The following is a 15,928-nucleotide window of genomic DNA, read 5'->3' as shown; positions in this document are numbered from 1 at the left end:
GGCGCACGCCCTATCGCCGGCCCGCCGCCAGCAGCACCATGGCGCCGCCCACCAGGATGCCCGCCGAGACCCGGTCCGCCACGCGGGCGAAGCGGCCGGCGACCGCGGCGCGCAGGCGGTCCGCCGCCAGCGCCCAGATGATGTCGCCAACAAGGGCGATCACCGCGAAGATGGCCGCCAGAAGTGCGATCTGCGGCACGGGATCGACCGGATCGGTGACGAACTGGGGCAGGAAGGCCGCGTGGAACAGCAGGGTCTTGGGGTTCGCGAAGGCCACCGCCAAGCCCCGCATGAAGGCGGCACGGCCGGAGGGGGCCGGCGCCGCGCTCCCCTTGCCCGCGCTGCGCCATTGCAGCACCGCGAGCCAGGCGAGATAGGCGGCGCCGAGATAGCGCACCAGATCAAAATGACGGGAGAACAGCTCCACCAGCCAGGCGAGGCCCGCCGCCACCACGGCGAGTTGGAGCACGAGGCCCACATTCACGCCGGTGGCGGTGAGCAGGCCGGCGCGCCGGCCATGCTTGAGGCTGGTGCCGACGATGAGAGCCACGTTCGGCCCCGGCGTTGCCCCGAGCGCGAGGCAGGCCAGGACGAAGAGAACGAGGCTCTCGGCGGGGATCACGCCTCCCCGCCCCCCTCGCTCGGCAGGTCGCCCTCCAGGGCCGCGTCGTCCTCTTCCTCGGGGATATGCTCCACCGAGACCACGCGCTCGCCTTCGGCGGTGTCGAACACGATGACGCCCTGGCTGGCGCGGCCGACGATGCGGATGCCGTCCACCGGGCAGCGGATGAGCTGCCCGCCATCGGTCACCAGCATGATCTGGTCCTGGTCCTCCACCGGGAAGGAGGCGGCAAGGCGGCCGTTGCGCTCGTTCACCGCCATGGCGACGATGCCCTTGCCGCCGCGTCCGGTCACCCGATACTCGTAGGACGAAGTTCGCTTGCCGTAGCCATTCTCGGATAGGGTGAGGATGAACTGCTCCGCCGCGCCCATCTGGGCGTAGCGCTCCTCGGGCAGGCGGGTGTCGGCGGCAACCGGCTCTTCCGCATCGGCCTCCACCGTCACGGGCTCCTCCGGGTTCTCCCCATTGGCGCCGTTGCCACGCCGCACCGCGCCGGCGAGGCGCAGATAAGCGACGCGCTCCTCGGCGGTGGCATCCAGATGGCGGATGATGGCCATGGAGATGGTGCGGTCACCCTCGCCCAGCCGGATGCCACGTACGCCCACCGAATCGCGGCCCTTGAACACGCGCACCTCGGTGACGGGGAAGCGGATGCAGGCGCCCTCTGCGGTGGTGAGGAGGACATCATCATCCTCGGTGCAGAGCTGGACCGAGGCGATGGCGTCGCCCTCCTCCAGCTTCATGGCGATCTTGCCGTTGCGGTTCACCTGGGAGAAGTCCGCCAGCGCGTTGCGCCGCACCGTGCCGCCGGTGGTGGCGAACATGATCTGAATGCGGCCTTCCGCATCCGCCTCCTCCGGCAAGGGCACGATGGAGGTGATCCGCTCGTCGGATTCCAGAGGCAGGATGTTGATGAGCGCCTTGCCGCGCGCCTGGGGGGCGGCGGCGGGCAGGCGCCACACCTTCAGCTTGTAGACCTTGCCCTTGGAGGAGAAGAACAGCACCGGGGCGTGGGTAGAGGCCACGAACAGGCGGGTGACGAAATCTTCGTCCCGCGTGGTCATCCCCGAGCGGCCCTTGCCGCCGCGCCGCTGTGCCCGATAGGCGGAGAGCGGCACGCGCTTCACGTAACCGGCGTGGGAGACGGTGACCACCATTTCCTCGCGCTGGATGAGGTCTTCATCCTCCAGGTCGCCCAGGCCCTCGACGATCTCCGAGCGCCGCGGCGTGCCGAACTCTTCCTTGATGGCCAGCATCTCGGACCGGACGATCTCCTGGATGCGGGCCCGGCTCGACAGGATGTCCAGATAGTCCGCGATCTCCACGGCGAGCTTGTCCAGCTCCTCGGCGATCTCGTCGCGCCCGAGTGCGGTGAGGCGCTGGAGGCGCAGATCGAGGATGGCGCGGGCCTGCTCGAGAGAGAGGCGGTAGGTGCCGTCCTCGGCCAAGGTGTGGCGCGGATCGGCGATGAGCGCGATCAGAGGCGCCATATCCTTAGCCGGCCAAGAGCGCCCCATGAGGGCGTCGCGGGCGGCCGTCGGGTCCGGGGCCGTACGAATTAAGCGAATGATTTCATCGATGTTCGCAACCGCAATGGCAAGGCCCACCAAAACATGGGCACGGTCACGGGCCTTGCGCAGCAGGAACTTCGTGCGCCGGCTTATCACCTCCTCGCGGAAGGCGATGAAGGCGACCAGCATGTCGTGCAGGGTCATCACCGACGGCCTACCGCCGGAGAGCGCCACCATGTTGGCGCCGAACGACGATTGCAGCGGGGTCATGCGGTAGAGATTGTTCAGCACCACGTCCGCCTGGGCGTCGCGCTTGATCTCGATCACCACCCGCATGCCGTCGCGGTCGGATTCGTCGCGGATTTCCGAGATGCCTTCCAGGCGCTTGTCGCGCACCAGCTCGGCGATCTTCTCGATCATCGTCGCCTTGTTCACCTGATAGGGAATCTCGGTGACGATGAGCGCCTCGCGCTCCTTGCGGATGGTCTCGATGGCGACCTTGGCCCGCACCAGGATGGAGCCGCGGCCAGTGAGGAGCGCCTGACGGATGCCCGAGCGCCCGAGGATCAGGCCGCCTGTGGGGAAATCCGGACCCTGCACGATGTCCAGCAACGCTTCCGGATCGAGTTCCGGGTCATCGAGGAGCGCCAGGGCCCCGTCGATCACTTCGCCCAGATTGTGCGGCGGGATGTTGGTGGCCATGCCCACCGCGATGCCGCCGGCCCCGTTCACCAGAAGGTTGGGAAACTGCGCCGGGAGGACAGACGGCTCGTGCTCGCTGCCGTCGTAATTGTCCTGGAAATCGACGGTGTCCTTGTCGAGATCGTCGAGAAGGGACAGCGTCACCTTCTCCATGCGCACTTCGGTGTAGCGCATGGCCGCAGCGGGATCGCCGTCCACCGAGCCGAAATTCCCCTGCCCATCCACCAGCGGCAGGCGCATGGAGAAGGTCTGCGCCATGCGCACCAGTGCGTCGTAGACCGCCTGGTCGCCGTGGGGATGGTACTTACCGATGACGTCGCCGACCACGCGGGCCGATTTGCGGTACGGCCGGTTCCAGAGATAGCCGTTCTCGTGCATCGAGAAGAGGATGCGCCGGTGCACCGGCTTCAGGCCGTCTCGCACATCGGGCAAGGCCCGCGCGACGATCACGCTCATGGCGTAATCGAGATAGGACCGGGAGAGCTCGTCGGTGATGGAGACCGGCCGGATCTCGGAAGGCAGGCCGCCTCCCGCGCCCGGCGTTTCGTTTTCAGCCAAAACGCACGTCTTTCCTTATGAAAAGGCTGCGCTCCTTCTAGCCGATTCAGCCCTGCTGCGCCAGCGAAAGACGCGAACACGGCCTGAAGCTACGCGTGGAAAATCAATAACTTAGCGAAACTCCGGATGCGCATAGCGGCGCTGCAGCCGGATCAGGGCAAAAACCGCCGTGCAAAAGGCCTCAGCGGGCCAGGAATCGGGTGATCTGGTCCCCCGCCTCCTGGATGCTGAAGAGACCGTTGAGGTGGCCCCTGCCCCCGCCGATCTTCACCTGCTCGACGCTGGCGCCGCCCTTGCGGATCTCGTCCGCCGTGCGCTGGGTGGCGCCGGGATGGAAGACCATGTCCTCGTCCGAGGAAATCAGCAGGACCGGCGCCTTGATGCGCTTCAAGCCCACATCGCCACCCGCCGCGAAGATCTGGTTCGCCTTCACGAGATAGAGGAGATGGTTCGCGTCCGCGACTTCGGCCCGCGCGGCCCCGATCTCGTCCAGCTTCGCCTCGATGGCGTAGCGGTTGCCCATGGCGGCGGCGGGGTCCTTGCCCGGCTCCGCCCACTTGCGCCCGAACGTCTCGTTTGCCCAGGGCGGAGCGCCGGCGTGGAGCGTCAAGATCTTCAGCGCCTGCGCCAGGCCCTGCTTGGGTGGGGTGCGGCCGTAATAATTGCCACCATTGAAGTTGGGGTCGAGCTTGATGGGAGAAGCATACACATCCAGCCAGGCCACGAGCCATCCGTCCACATCCCCCGCCCCGATGACCGGGATGATCCGGGCGACCGCCTCGGGATAGCCGGTGGCCCATTCATAGGCCTGCATGGCGCCCATGGAGGCGCCCATCACCGCGTGGAGCTTCGTGATCCCCAACTGGTCCAGCAACGCTTTCTGGACATTGACGAAATCGCGGATGGTGACAACAGGGAAACTGGGCCCGTAGGGCGCGTCCCTGTCCGGCGCGATGGAGGCGGGGCCGGTGGTGACCACATTGGGGTCGTTGGCGTTCAGGTTCACCAGCGTGTCGGACGAGAGGATGTAATATTTGTCCGTATCGAGCGGCTTTCCGGGACCGATGATGGCGTCCCAATAGCCGGGCGCCGCATCGGTCTCCTTGTATTTTCCGGCGGCGTGGCTCGTGCCCGAGAAATAATGCGCGATGAGGATGACATTGCTCTTATCGGCATTGAGCGTGCCATAGGCTTCCCAGCCGATCTTCACGTTCCTGAGCGTGGCGCCGCCCACGGTGGTGTAGCTCGGCAGCACGAACGTCTGTTTCTGCACCAGCGCATCGAGCGCAGCCGCGGGCGTCGCAGCGAGCAGCAGCACAAGGCCCAGGGTGGCGAGAAGACCGCCACTTCCGATGGCGCAGCTCACCCAGGCCGGGCAATTATGCTTGTTCGCGATGTGGTGCATTACCCCTCCGGCGTATCGCTTGATCCAACGGCGCCCTTCCCCAGATTTCCCCAGGGAAGACGCCAGAAGCCAAACGATTCCGGCTACGGAAGGGTTTCAGTCCACTTTCACTCCCGCGCGGCATTGCCCGGGAGTGAAAGACCACGTCGTGCACTCAGGCTTTTGAATCAGAAGGGAATTTCGTCGTCCATGTCGTCGGAGGGGCGACCAGCTGGCGCAGGCCGCCGGCTGCCGCCGCCACCCGTTCCGCCGCCGAAGGAACCACCGCCCCCTCCGCCAAAGCCCCCGCCGCTGCTGCCGCCCATGGGGCTGGAGGAGCCGAAATCGGAGCCTCCGCCATATTCCTCGCCGCCCTCAGCACCGCCGCCACGGCCGTCCAGAAGCGTCAGCTCACCCCTATAGGGACGCAGCACCACCTCGGTGGTGTATTGCTCGCGGCCGTCCTTCTCATATTTGCGGGTCTCGAGCTGGCCCTCGATATAGACCTTGCTGCCCTTCTTCAGGAAGCGCTCCACCACGCCCACGAGATTCTCGTTGAACACGGTCACGCGGTGCCACTCGGTGCGCTCCTTGCGCTCGCCGGAGGCCTTGTCGCGCCAGGTCTCGGAGGTGGCGATGTTCAGATTGGCCACGCGCCCGCCATTCTGGAAGGAGCGAATTTCCGGATCGCGGCCGAGATTGCCGATCAGGATCACCTTGTTGACGCTGCCGGCCATCTTCTCCTCCATACCTGTCCGCCCGCCGGCCGAGGTCGGCGGGCGGAAACCATGCACCCTATCCATCCAGCCCGGCGAAGCGAGGGCCCAAGCGCCCTTGTCCACCAAAAAGGGGCAGAAGATGCACAATCCTGATGTTCCTGTTATGTTCTAGCACTCAGGAACCCGGGCTTCAAGCCGCTCATCCGCGCTTTTTTGCTGGACGCAGATTTCGTTCCTGATATGTTCCCTACCGCATCGCACATGGGAGCCTACATTGGACGCATGGCCAGACAGGCGCGGGAAGCCGAAGGTCCGGATCGTCCACAGGGGCGCGCCGGACAGGGCGCTTTTCGTCCTTCCTGAGGCATTCCCATTTCCCGCGGACCTCCGCCGAGCCAACCTGACCAGATGAGCGACCGAGCTTCCCCTTCCCGCGCATTGTCCCAGGCCGCCCTGCGGCGCGATGCGCGCATTCTCTCCGTGCGCGGTGCCCGCGAGCACAATCTGAAGAATGTGGATCTGGAGATCCCGCGCGACAGCCTCGTGGTGTTCACCGGCCTTTCGGGCTCGGGAAAATCCTCGCTGGCCTTCGACACCATCTATGCCGAGGGCCAGAGGCGCTATGTGGAGAGCCTTTCCGCTTATGCGCGCCAGTTCCTGGAGATGATGCAGAAGCCGGACGTGGACCAGATCGACGGCCTCTCGCCTGCCATCTCCATCGAGCAGAAGACCACCTCGAAGAACCCGCGCTCCACCGTGGGCACGGTCACCGAGATCCACGATTACATGCGCCTGCTGTGGGCGCGCGCGGGCATCCCCTATTCGCCCGCCACGGGCCTGCCCATCGAGAGCCAGACGGTCTCGCAGATGGTGGACAAGGTGCTGGCCCTGCCCGAGGGCACACGCCTTTATCTGCTGGCGCCGGTGGTGCGCGGGCGCAAGGGCGAATACCGCAAGGAAATGGCGGAATTCCTCAAGAAGGGCTTCCAGCGGGTGAAGGTGGACGGCACCTTCCACGAGATCGCCGAGGCTCCCACTCTCGACAAGAAGCTGAAGCACGACATCGACGTGGTGGTGGACCGCATCGTGGTGCGCGCGGACCTCGCGACCCGCCTTGCGGACAGCTTTGAGACCGCGCTCGGTCTGGCGGACGGCATCGCCGTGGCGGAGTTCGCCGATGAGAAGGATGAGAGCGGGGAGGCGCGGCGCATCCTGTTCTCGGAGAAGTTCGCCTGCCCGGTCTCCGGCTTCACCATTTCCGAGATCGAGCCGCGCCTGTTCTCCTTCAACAATCCCTTCGGCGCCTGCCCGGCCTGCGACGGGCTCGGGGTGGAGCAGACCATCGATGCCGACCTCGTGGTGCCGGACAAGTCCCGCTCGCTGAAGCAGGGCGCCATCGCCCCCTGGGCCAAGAGCACCTCGCCTTATTACGGCCAGACCCTGGACGCCCTCGCCCGGCACTATCACTTCAAGCTCACCGTCCCGTTCGCCGATCTGCCGGAGAAGGCGAAGGACGTGATCCTCTATGGGTCGGGCGAGGAGACCATCACGTTCGCTTATGATGACGGCCTGCGCGCCTATGAAACCTCGAAGACCTTCGAGGGCATCGTGCGCAACCTCGACCGGCGCTGGAAGGAGACGGAAAGCGACTGGGCGCGGGAGGAAATCTCCAAGTATTTCTCCACCGTCCCCTGCGCCGTCTGCAACGGCTTCCGCCTGAAGCCGGAGGCTCTGGCGGTGAAGGTGGCGCTGCGGCATATCGGCGAGGTGAGCCAATTGTCGGTGCGCGGCGCCTCCGAATGGTTCGAGGCCCTGCCCGCCCAGCTGAATGCGAAGCAAAACGAGATCGCGGTCCGGATCCTCAAGGAAATCCGTGACCGCCTGCGCTTCCTCATGGATGTGGGGCTGGAATATCTCAGCCTGTCCCGCGCCTCCGGCACGCTCTCGGGCGGCGAGAGCCAGCGTATCCGCCTCGCCTCGCAGATCGGCTCGGGCCTCTCGGGCGTGCTCTATGTGCTGGACGAACCCTCCATCGGCCTGCACCAACGGGACAATGCGCGGCTCCTGGAGACGCTGAAGCGCCTGCGCGACCTCGGCAACACCGTGATCGTGGTGGAGCATGACGAGGACGCCATCCTCGCCGCCGATTATGTGGTGGATGTGGGCCCCGGCGCCGGTATCCATGGGGGTGAGATCATCGCCCAGGGCACCCCGGCCGAGATCATGGCTAATCCCGCCTCGCTCACCGGCAAGTATCTCACGGGCGAGCTCTCCGTGGGCGTGCCCGCGCGGCGCAAGCCCAACGCCAAGCGCATGCTGAAGCTCTCCGGCGCGCGCGGGAACAATCTGAAGAACGTCACCGCCGAGATCCCGCTCGGCCTGTTCACCTGCGTCACCGGGGTCTCGGGCGGCGGCAAGTCCACCTTGCTCATCGACACGCTCTACAAGGCGGTGGCGCGGCGGCTGAACAACGCCACCGAGGCGCCCGCCCCCTTCGACAAGCTGGAGGGGCTGGAGCATCTGGACAAGGTGATCGACATCGACCAGTCGCCCATTGGCCGCACGCCGCGCTCGAACCCCGCCACCTATACCGGCGCCTTCACCCCCATGCGGGAATGGTTTTCCGGCCTGCCCGAGGCCAAGGCGCGGGGCTATGGCGCGGGGCGCTTCTCGTTCAACGTGAAGGGCGGGCGCTGCGAAGCCTGCCAGGGCGACGGCGTCATCAAGATCGAGATGCACTTTCTCCCCGACGTCTACGTCACCTGCGATGTCTGCAAGGGCAAGCGCTACAATCGCGAGACGCTGGAGGTGACGTTCAAGGACAAGTCCATCGCCGATGTGCTGGACATGACCGTGGACGAGGGCGCGGCCTTCTTCAAGGCGGTGCCGAGCGTGCGCGAGAAGCTGGAGACGCTCTCGCGAGTCGGCCTCGGCTACATCAAGGTGGGTCAGCAGGCCACCACCCTCTCTGGCGGCGAGGCGCAGCGGGTGAAGCTCGCCAAGGAATTGTCCAAGCGCGCCACCGGCCGCACGCTCTATATCCTGGACGAGCCCACCACCGGCCTGCACTTCCATGACGTGTCGAAGCTGCTGGAAGTGCTCCACGAACTGGTGGAGCAGGGAAACACCGTGGCGGTGATCGAGCACAATCTCGAGGTCATCAAGACCGCCGACTGGGTGGTGGATCTTGGCCCCGAGGGCGGTGACGGCGGCGGCGAGATCGTCGCTTCCGGTCCCCCGGAGGCCATCGCCGCCTCCAAGCGCTCGCACACCGGCGCCTTCCTTGCCGAGGTTCTGGCGCGCCGTCCCATGGTCGTGCCGAAGCCGGAGCGGCGGCGCAGGAGCGCGGCGGAGTAAACCCCGCCCTTGCCTGCCGGTAGGCGGCCGGCCGCGTTGTGCACTTGCGAAATGGAACAGGCTTAAGATTGCCTTAAGGCGAATCGTCACCGTTCAGAAACAGTTCGCAATGCTTGGTGTGCAACATGCGGCGCACGCAATGCTGCAATGCAGCTAACACCCTTCAAGGCTCGCTTAGGTCAGCATATGTTCCCCTTCGAACAATAGCGGCGCCCGAGTTTGCGCCGACTGAAGGAGAAGACACATGCTGCTCTGGGGTTTCCTGGCGCGCCAGATTCGCCGCTGGCATGCTTACAACCGCACCGTTGCCGAGCTTTCCGGGCTCGATGACCGCACGCTCGGCGATATCAACATCGTGCGTGGCGAAATCCGGGCCGTGGCCCGTCGGGCGGCTCTGCACGCCTGAGTGAAACCGTACGGTTTCACGAATGGGATTTCGTGAACATGGCCCCTCCGGGGGCCATTTTCGTTTGTGCCGACCCCTTTCATCGCCACGCTCCTTGAACCTGCCGCCATCATAGGGCACAGACCCTCGATTGTTTGCCGGACGCGAGGGTGCCGGCATCTGCGCAGCGAGGACTGATGGTGCGTCTCGACCCGGTACATGTGATCGGCGGGGGCCTGGCGGGCTCCGAAGCCGCCTGGCAGGTGGCAAGCCGGGGCGTGCCCGTGGTGCTGCACGAGATGCGCCCCGTGCGCTCCACCGATGCGCACCACACCGACGGGCTTGCGGAACTGGTCTGCTCCAACTCCTTCCGCTCCGACGACGCGCAGGGAAATGCCGTGGGCGTGCTCCACGCGGAGATGCGCCGGGCCGGCTCGCTCATCCTGCGCTGCGCCGATGCCAACCAGGTGCCCGCCGGCGGCGCGCTGGCCGTGGACCGAGACGGCTTCTCCACCGCGGTCACCCAGGCGCTTGAAGATCATCCCCTTGTGGAGATCCGCCGCGAGGAGATCGCTGGCCTTCCGCCGGCAGACTGGGACAAGGTGATCGTGGCCACCGGCCCTCTCACCTCCCCCGCCCTCGCCGAGGCGGTGCTCACCCTCACGGGCGAGACGGCGCTGGCTTTTTTCGACGCCATCGCCCCCATCGTGCATTTCGACACCATCGATATGGGCAAGGCCTGGTTCCAGTCGCGCTACGATAAGCCCGGCCCCGGCGGCACGGGGGCAGACTATATCAACTGCCCGATGAGCAAGGACGAGTACGAGGCGTTCGTGGACGCGCTGCTTGCCGCCGAGAAGGCGCCCGTGCGCGACTTCGAAGCGAAGACCCCCTATTTCGATGGCTGCCTGCCCGTAGAGGTCATGGCCGAGCGTGGCCGGGAGACCATGCGCTTCGGCCCGCTGAAGCCCGTCGGCCTCACCAACCCGCACGCGCCGGACGTGAAGCCTCATGCGGTGATCCAACTGCGCCAGGACAACAAGCTGGGCACGCTCTATAATATGGTCGGCTTCCAGACCAAGATGCGCCATGGTGAGCAGGTGCGCGTGTTCCGCACCATTCCGGGCCTCCAGAACGCGGAGTTCGCGCGGCTCGGCGGGATGCACCGCAACACCTATCTCAACTCGCCGCGCCTCCTGGACGGCACCTTGCGGCTGAAGGCCGACCCGCGCCTGCGCTTTGCCGGCCAGATCACCGGCTGCGAGGGCTATGTGGAAAGCGCGGCCATCGGCCTCCTCTGCGGCCGCTTCGCGGCGGCCGAGCGCCTCGGCGCGGAGCCCGATCTGCCGCCCCTCACCACGGCCCATGGCGCGCTACTGTCGCACATCACCGGCGGGCATGTGGAGGTGATCGATGCGGGGCCGCGCTCCTTCCAGCCCATGAACATCAATTTCGGCCTGTTCCCCCCGCTTGAGCTCTCGCCGAAGAGCCCGGATGGCAAGCGCCTGCGTGGCTCGGAGAAGACGCTGGCCAAGAAGAAGGCCATCGCCCTGCGCGCCCTGGCCGATGCGGACCGCTGGCTCGACAGCGCCGCGCAGGCGGCTTAAGACCCGCTATGCCCAGGCAACAGGTCTTTTTTCCGCCGGTCGAGCAGAAGGCCGACCCCAGCCGCTTCGTCGTGGACACGGTGCTGAAGCGCGACGTTTTCTCGACCGTGGAGCGCGGCACCTGGACGGCGGCGGACCGCCGCCCCTATCCTGCCGTGCGCCGGCGCTGGAACGAAGTCTCGCCCTGGTTCGCGCTCATCGCCCGCGTGCTGGCGGCGCGCGAATCCCAGGCGCTGGCCAAAGTCACCTCCACCGGGGTGACGACGCCGCTTCTGGCAGTGGGCCATCGCTTCCTGGTGCGCGGGTGGATCGAGGGCGTGCCGCTCCAGATCGCCCGGCCCCACGGCGATCTCCATTATTTCCACTCCGCCAAGACGGCGCTGCGCACGCTGCATGCCGCCGGCTTTGCCCATAACGACCTTGCAAAGCAGCAGAACTGGCTGCGCGGGGCGGACGGCGAAGCCTGGCTCACCGATTTCCAGCTCGCTTTGCCCATCGATCGGCGCAGCCGCCTCGGCCGGGTGCTTGCCTATGAGGATCTGCGCCACCTCCTGAAGCACAAGCGCACCTATTGCCCGGAGGCGCTCACCCCGCGCGAAAAGCGCATGCTGGCGCACAAGAGCGTCATCGCCCGCACCTGGATGGCCACCGGAAAGAAGGTCTATCGCTTCATCACCCGCCGCCTCATGTCCTATTCGGACACGGAAGGGCGCGGGCCGCGGGTCACGCAGGTGGCCCCCCGCATTGCCGCCGCGCTGGAGGCCCACCCGTCCGTGGCCGCCGTGCACATGGCGGATTTCCAGACGCTGGGCGGGAAGGTCGGCCTCTATGCCTTCGTCGAGGCCCATGGCCCTGCCGATCCGCAGGAGATGCGCACGCACCTCGCCGCCCTGCTGCCGGACCGGCCCCATCTCGACCATCTGCAGGTGATCTCCCGCCTGCCGCGCACGGACGCGGGCGAGGTGCGCGACGACCTGCTGCTGCTGGTGGCGCGGAACCAGATCGAGATGCTGGATGCCCTCTCCGGATCGCCGGAGACACGGGATCTTGTGGCGGATATCGCCCGCGGGCGGCTGAACCTGACCGACCGGATCACCCGGCCGGCAGCCTGATCCAGCTTTTGCCGGCGCGCGCTTTGCGTGCCGCGCGCCACAGCGTCCATTGCCGCATGAGGGGCGATATCCCCGCCACCCCGTCGAAGGGGTCGGCGGCGCGGGCGAGCGCGTTGAGGTCGCCCGCCACCAATGAGAGCGGCAGGAAGGCGGGCGTGACCTCGGCCGGCGCGCCATCCAGGGCGCCGCGTGCTTCATCGAGATGATAGGCGGCGCGCTGGCGCAGGCTGGCAAGCGCGGCCCGCAGCCCCGGCGTCGCCCGCTTCTGCACCACATCCTCTCGCGATGCGCCGTTCGCGCGCAGCACGTCCAGGGGAATGAAGCACTGCCCGCGGGCTGCCTGGAGGGGCAGCGCGCGCATCAGCCCGGTCATGGCGATGGCGACGCCCGCATGCCCGGAGGCCGTCGCAAGGGCGGCGTCCTGGCGACCCAGCAGCAGGCCGGCGGAAATCTGGACCAGCACAGAGGCCGTCTCGCCCGCATAGCCTTCGAGATCGTTCAACGAAGGCATGGGGTCGTCATAAAGGTCGAAGGTGCGCGCCTCGATGAGGTTGAGAAGCGCACCGCGCGGCGTGTCGGTGGTAGCCAGCATGTCGAGCAGCGCCGCGGCCACCGGGTGCCCGGCAACCTCGCCCCGGCCGAGCCCCTCGATCAGGTCGCGCCACCATTGCAGGCGCAGTTCGCCGGGCATGGGCTCGCGCACCACCTCGCGCACCCGCGCCACCTCCAGGTTGAAGGCGTAGAGCGCGGAGAGGTACCGGCGCGGGCCGCGCGGCGCGAACAAGGTGGAGAGGAAGCGGTCACGATCGTGGGCGCGGATCAGGCCCGCGCAATGGATATAGGCCGCCGGCAGGTCCGGCGCGGAGGTGTCTGGGGGCGCCATGGCGGCTCTAAAAGGCAATGAGCGCCGCGCCCACCCGCCGCCCTTCCGCGAGCAGCACATTGTAGGTGGCGGCGGCGGCCGGCGTCGGCATCAGCTCGAAGCGGAGCTTGGCATTGCGCAGGGCCTGCTTCTGCAGTTCCGGCAGATGGGCGGGATCGCGGCCGGTGCCGATGAACAGCAGATCGAACGTGTCCGCCTCGGCGATGATGGGCGCGAGCGAGGATGTGGTCACATCGGAGAAGCGCTTCACATCCCAGGGACGGATGCCGGAGGGCAGCGCGAGAATGGAGCCCTCGTGGGACATGCCGGCGAAGTGGAAGAAATTCTCCGCGTAGCCGTCAATGGACACCTGGCGCGGCAGGAAGGGGACGTTCGGCCGCTCCGCCACCGCCGCGCCTCAGGTCCGTGCGGGGCGCGAGCGGCCCTTGCCGGACCGCCGGGTGGTCGGGGCCGGCGCGGGCTTGGGAGCCGGTGCCTCAGTCGGCGCCATGGGCGCCGGCTCGGGCGGCAGGATCTCCACCTTGGCCGCCTCGGCGTCCGCCTTCGTTCCCACGGTGGAGGAGCGCAGGCCGAGATGGATCAGCATGGGCGCAGCCACGAAGATGGTGGAATAGGTGCCGATCACGACGCCCACTGTCATGGCCAGCGAGAAGCCACGCAGCACCTCGCCGCCGAAGAAATAGAGCGCGAGACAGGCGAGGAAGGTGGTCAAGGAGACGATGATGGTTCGCGAGAAGGTCGCGTTCACCGCCTGGTCCAGCATCTCCGGCACCGGCATCTTCTTGTAGCGGCGCATCATCTCGCGGATACGGTCATAGACCACCACCGTATCGTTGAGCGAATAGCCCATGATGGTGAGGATGGCCGCAATGGAGGTCAGGTCGAAATCGATGCCGAGGATCGAATAGATCGCGAGCGTGACGAAGATGTCGTGGGCGGTTGTCGCCAGCGCGCCGATGGCGAACTGCCATTCGAAGCGGAACCACAGATAGATCAGCACGGCCACGGCGCCGAGCAGCAGCGCGACGATGGACTGGCGCACCAGTTCGCCCGACACGCTCGGGCCCACCGTCTCCACCCGGCGGATGGTGTATTCGGTGCCGAGCGAGGACGAGATCTTGGCGATGATGGCCTGCTGGGCCTCGTCCGTGCCGCCGGTCTGGCCGACGCGGATCAGTACGTCGCGGGGCGAGCCGAACTCCTGGATCTGCACGTCGCCGAGGTCGAGGTCGGTGAGGTGCTCGCGCAGGCTCGCAAGGTCCGCCTGCTGCTGGCTGGACTGGGCCTCGACCAGCGTGCCGCCCCGGAAGTCGATGCCGAGGTTGAAGCCGAAGGTGATGAAGCACACCACCGCGAGGACCATCGCCGCCGCGGAGAGCGGGAAGGTCACGTGGCGCAGGCGCATGAAGCCGATATGGGTCTGCGCCGGGATGTAATCGATCAAGGGCATGAGCGGCGCCTTCAGATGGGCAGCTTCGCCGGTCGCTGCCACTTCACCCACCACGCAATCATGAGGCGCGTCAGGGTATAGGCGGTGAACACGGTGGTCAGAAGGCCGAGGATGTAGGTGACCGCGAAGCCGCGGACAGGTCCGGACCCGCCGAGCAGGAACAGGATGGATCCGGTGGCGAGCGCGGTGACGTTGGCATCGAGGATGGTGCCGAGCGCGTGGGTGAAGCCCTTGTCGATGGCGGAGATGGCCGAACGGCCTTCCCGCGCCTCGTCTCGGATGCGCTCGAAGATCACGACGTTGGAATCCACCGCCATGCCGATGGTGAGCACCACGCCGGCGATGCCGGGCAGCGTCAGCGTGGCGCCGAGGACCGACTGGAGCGCGAACATCAGCGTCACGTGGACGGCGAGCGCGATGAGGGCGAACACGCCGAACAGCCCGTAGACCGCGAACATGAACACCGCCACCAGGGCGCCGGCCACATAGGCCGCGGTCTTGCCGGCCTCGATGGAATCCTGGCCCAGGCTCGGGCCGACGGTGCGCTCCTCCATCACCTTCAGCGGTGCCGGCAGGGCGCCGGCGCGCAGCAGGATGGCGAGGTCGTTGGCCTGCTGGACGGTGAAGGAGCCGGAAATCTGCCCCGAGCCGCCGAGAATCGGCTCGCGGATCACCGGCGCGGAGATCACCTGGTTGTCGAGCACGATGGCGAAGGGCCGGCCCACCGCATCCTGCGTCGTCGCGGCAAAGCGCCGGGCGCCGTTGGAATTGAAGCGGAAGGTGACAATGGGCTGGCTGCCCTGCTGGTCGAAGCCCGGCTGCGCGTCGGTGAGGTCCTCACCGGAGACACGCACCTGCTTCTCCACCAGATAAGGCTGGCCGTCCTGTCCCTGCAGCACTTCCGAATCCGGCGGCGGGCGGCCTTCCATCGCCTGCTGCGGCGACATGGACTGGTCCACCATGCGGAAGGAGAGCTTGGCGGTCTGGCCCAGCAGTGCCTTCAGGCGCTGCGGGTCCTGGAGGCCTGGCACCTGCACGAGGATTCGGTCCGCGCCCTGGCGCTGGATATTGGGTTCCACCGTGCCGAGCTGGTCGATGCGGCGGCGGATGATCTCGATGGACTGGTCCACCGCCGAGCGGATGCGGGCGTTGAGGCCGACATCCGTCAAGGTGACGCTGACCGTGCCCTCAGCCGTGGAGGTGACGGAAAGGTCCATCTCGCCGCTGCCGGTGCCCAGCAGGGTGTTGGTGACAGGCGTCGCGAGCTTGCGCAGCTCGGTCACCGCCTTGTCGGTGTCGGCGGGATCGCGCAGGCGCAGCTGCACCGTCACGTCGCGCACGGTGAGGCCGGTATAGCCGATGCGCGCGTCGCGCAGCACCTTGCGCACCTCGTCCCGGATCTGCTCGGCCCGCTCCTTGCGGAGCGCCGCGCCATCCACCTCGAGGAGGATGTGGGAGCCGCCCTGGAGATCGAGGCCGAGGGTCACCCGGCTCGACCCCAGCCAGTGCGGCAGCGCCGCAACGACCGAGGACGGCAGGACATTGGGAAGCGCGAACAGGATTCCGAGGAAGGTGATCCCCAGAATCAGTACCGTCTTGAGCCGAGAAAAATGCAGCATTGCCTTAAGCTTCCACCGC

General features: G+C 66.9%; 12 protein-coding genes. 4 read left to right on the top strand and 8 right to left on the bottom strand.

What is annotated here, in order from left to right:
- Nucleotides 1-10: 10 nt before the first annotated feature.
- The 4 genes from ABLE91_RS13185 to ssb form a co-directional block, all read right to left on the bottom strand.
- Nucleotides 11-622 carry a LysE family translocator gene (locus ABLE91_RS13185; RefSeq protein ID WP_348931297.1) on the bottom strand — a complete coding sequence of 204 codons (612 nt, stop codon included), beginning with the start codon at nucleotides 620-622 and terminating at the stop codon, nucleotides 11-13.
- Complete coding sequence (gyrA, locus tag ABLE91_RS13180; protein ID WP_348931296.1) at nucleotides 619-3,393, bottom strand: DNA gyrase subunit A; 2,775 nt, start codon at nucleotides 3,391-3,393, stop codon at nucleotides 619-621. Before gyrA ends, ABLE91_RS13185 begins: the two co-directional genes overlap by 4 nt.
- A gap of 181 nt (nucleotides 3,394-3,574) precedes the next feature.
- The gene (locus tag ABLE91_RS13175; RefSeq protein ID WP_348931295.1) at nucleotides 3,575-4,798 is read right to left on the bottom strand and encodes an E22 family MetX-like putative esterase; all 1,224 of its coding nucleotides are present in this window, start codon (nucleotides 4,796-4,798) and stop codon (nucleotides 3,575-3,577) included.
- A gap of 167 nt (nucleotides 4,799-4,965) precedes the next feature.
- Entirely contained in the window at nucleotides 4,966-5,514 is a 549-nt protein-coding gene (ssb, locus tag ABLE91_RS13170) for a single-stranded DNA-binding protein (RefSeq protein WP_348931294.1), read from the bottom strand.
- Nucleotides 5,515-5,904: 390 nt separating this feature from the next.
- Between ssb and uvrA the strand changes: the two genes are divergently transcribed.
- From uvrA to ABLE91_RS13150, 4 genes are all read left to right on the top strand, one after another.
- On the top strand, nucleotides 5,905-8,853 hold the full coding sequence (uvrA, locus tag ABLE91_RS13165) for an excinuclease ABC subunit UvrA (protein WP_348931293.1): 2,949 nt from the start codon (nucleotides 5,905-5,907) through the stop codon (nucleotides 8,851-8,853).
- 244 nt (nucleotides 8,854-9,097) lie between these two features.
- Nucleotides 9,098-9,259: a DUF1127 domain-containing protein gene (locus ABLE91_RS13160; RefSeq protein WP_348931292.1), complete on the top strand. Its 162-nt coding sequence runs from the start codon at nucleotides 9,098-9,100 to the stop codon at nucleotides 9,257-9,259.
- Nucleotides 9,260-9,435: 176 nt separating this feature from the next.
- Nucleotides 9,436-10,845, top strand: coding sequence for a methylenetetrahydrofolate--tRNA-(uracil(54)-C(5))-methyltransferase (FADH(2)-oxidizing) TrmFO (gene trmFO, locus ABLE91_RS13155; RefSeq protein WP_348931291.1), 1,410 nt, complete (start codon nucleotides 9,436-9,438; stop codon nucleotides 10,843-10,845).
- Nucleotides 10,846-10,853: 8 nt separating this feature from the next.
- Nucleotides 10,854-11,957 (top strand): serine/threonine protein kinase, encoded by a 1,104-nt coding sequence (locus ABLE91_RS13150; protein ID WP_348931290.1) that lies wholly within the window; start codon nucleotides 10,854-10,856, stop codon nucleotides 11,955-11,957.
- Here the strand turns inward: ABLE91_RS13150 and ABLE91_RS13145 are convergent.
- From ABLE91_RS13145 to secD, 4 genes are read right to left on the bottom strand one after another with little or no spacing between them, the layout of a single operon-like run.
- Nucleotides 11,938-12,840 carry a phytoene/squalene synthase family protein gene (locus ABLE91_RS13145; RefSeq protein ID WP_348931289.1) on the bottom strand — a complete coding sequence of 301 codons (903 nt, stop codon included), beginning with the start codon at nucleotides 12,838-12,840 and terminating at the stop codon, nucleotides 11,938-11,940. The genes ABLE91_RS13150 and ABLE91_RS13145 overlap by 20 nt on opposite strands.
- 7 nt (nucleotides 12,841-12,847) lie before the next feature.
- Nucleotides 12,848-13,228, bottom strand: a complete 381-nt coding sequence (locus ABLE91_RS13140; protein WP_348931288.1) for an Mth938-like domain-containing protein — start codon at nucleotides 13,226-13,228, stop codon at nucleotides 12,848-12,850.
- 9 nt (nucleotides 13,229-13,237) lie between these two features.
- A complete protein-coding gene (secF, locus tag ABLE91_RS13135; RefSeq protein WP_348931287.1) occupies nucleotides 13,238-14,332 on the bottom strand; it encodes a protein translocase subunit SecF in 1,095 nt (364 codons plus the stop codon).
- Nucleotides 14,302-15,909, bottom strand: a complete 1,608-nt coding sequence (gene secD, locus ABLE91_RS13130; RefSeq protein WP_348931286.1) for a protein translocase subunit SecD — start codon at nucleotides 15,907-15,909, stop codon at nucleotides 14,302-14,304. The genes secF and secD overlap by 31 nt, the downstream gene beginning before the upstream one ends.
- Nucleotides 15,910-15,928: the final 19 nt, after the last annotated feature.

Origin of the sequence: Aquabacter albus (assembly GCF_040049275.1) — a bacterium.
In the GTDB taxonomy this organism is placed as follows: domain Bacteria; phylum Pseudomonadota; class Alphaproteobacteria; order Rhizobiales; family Xanthobacteraceae; genus Aquabacter.
The sequence above is the reverse complement of the archived record's forward strand: the minus strand, read 5'-3'. Positions and strand labels throughout refer to the sequence as shown.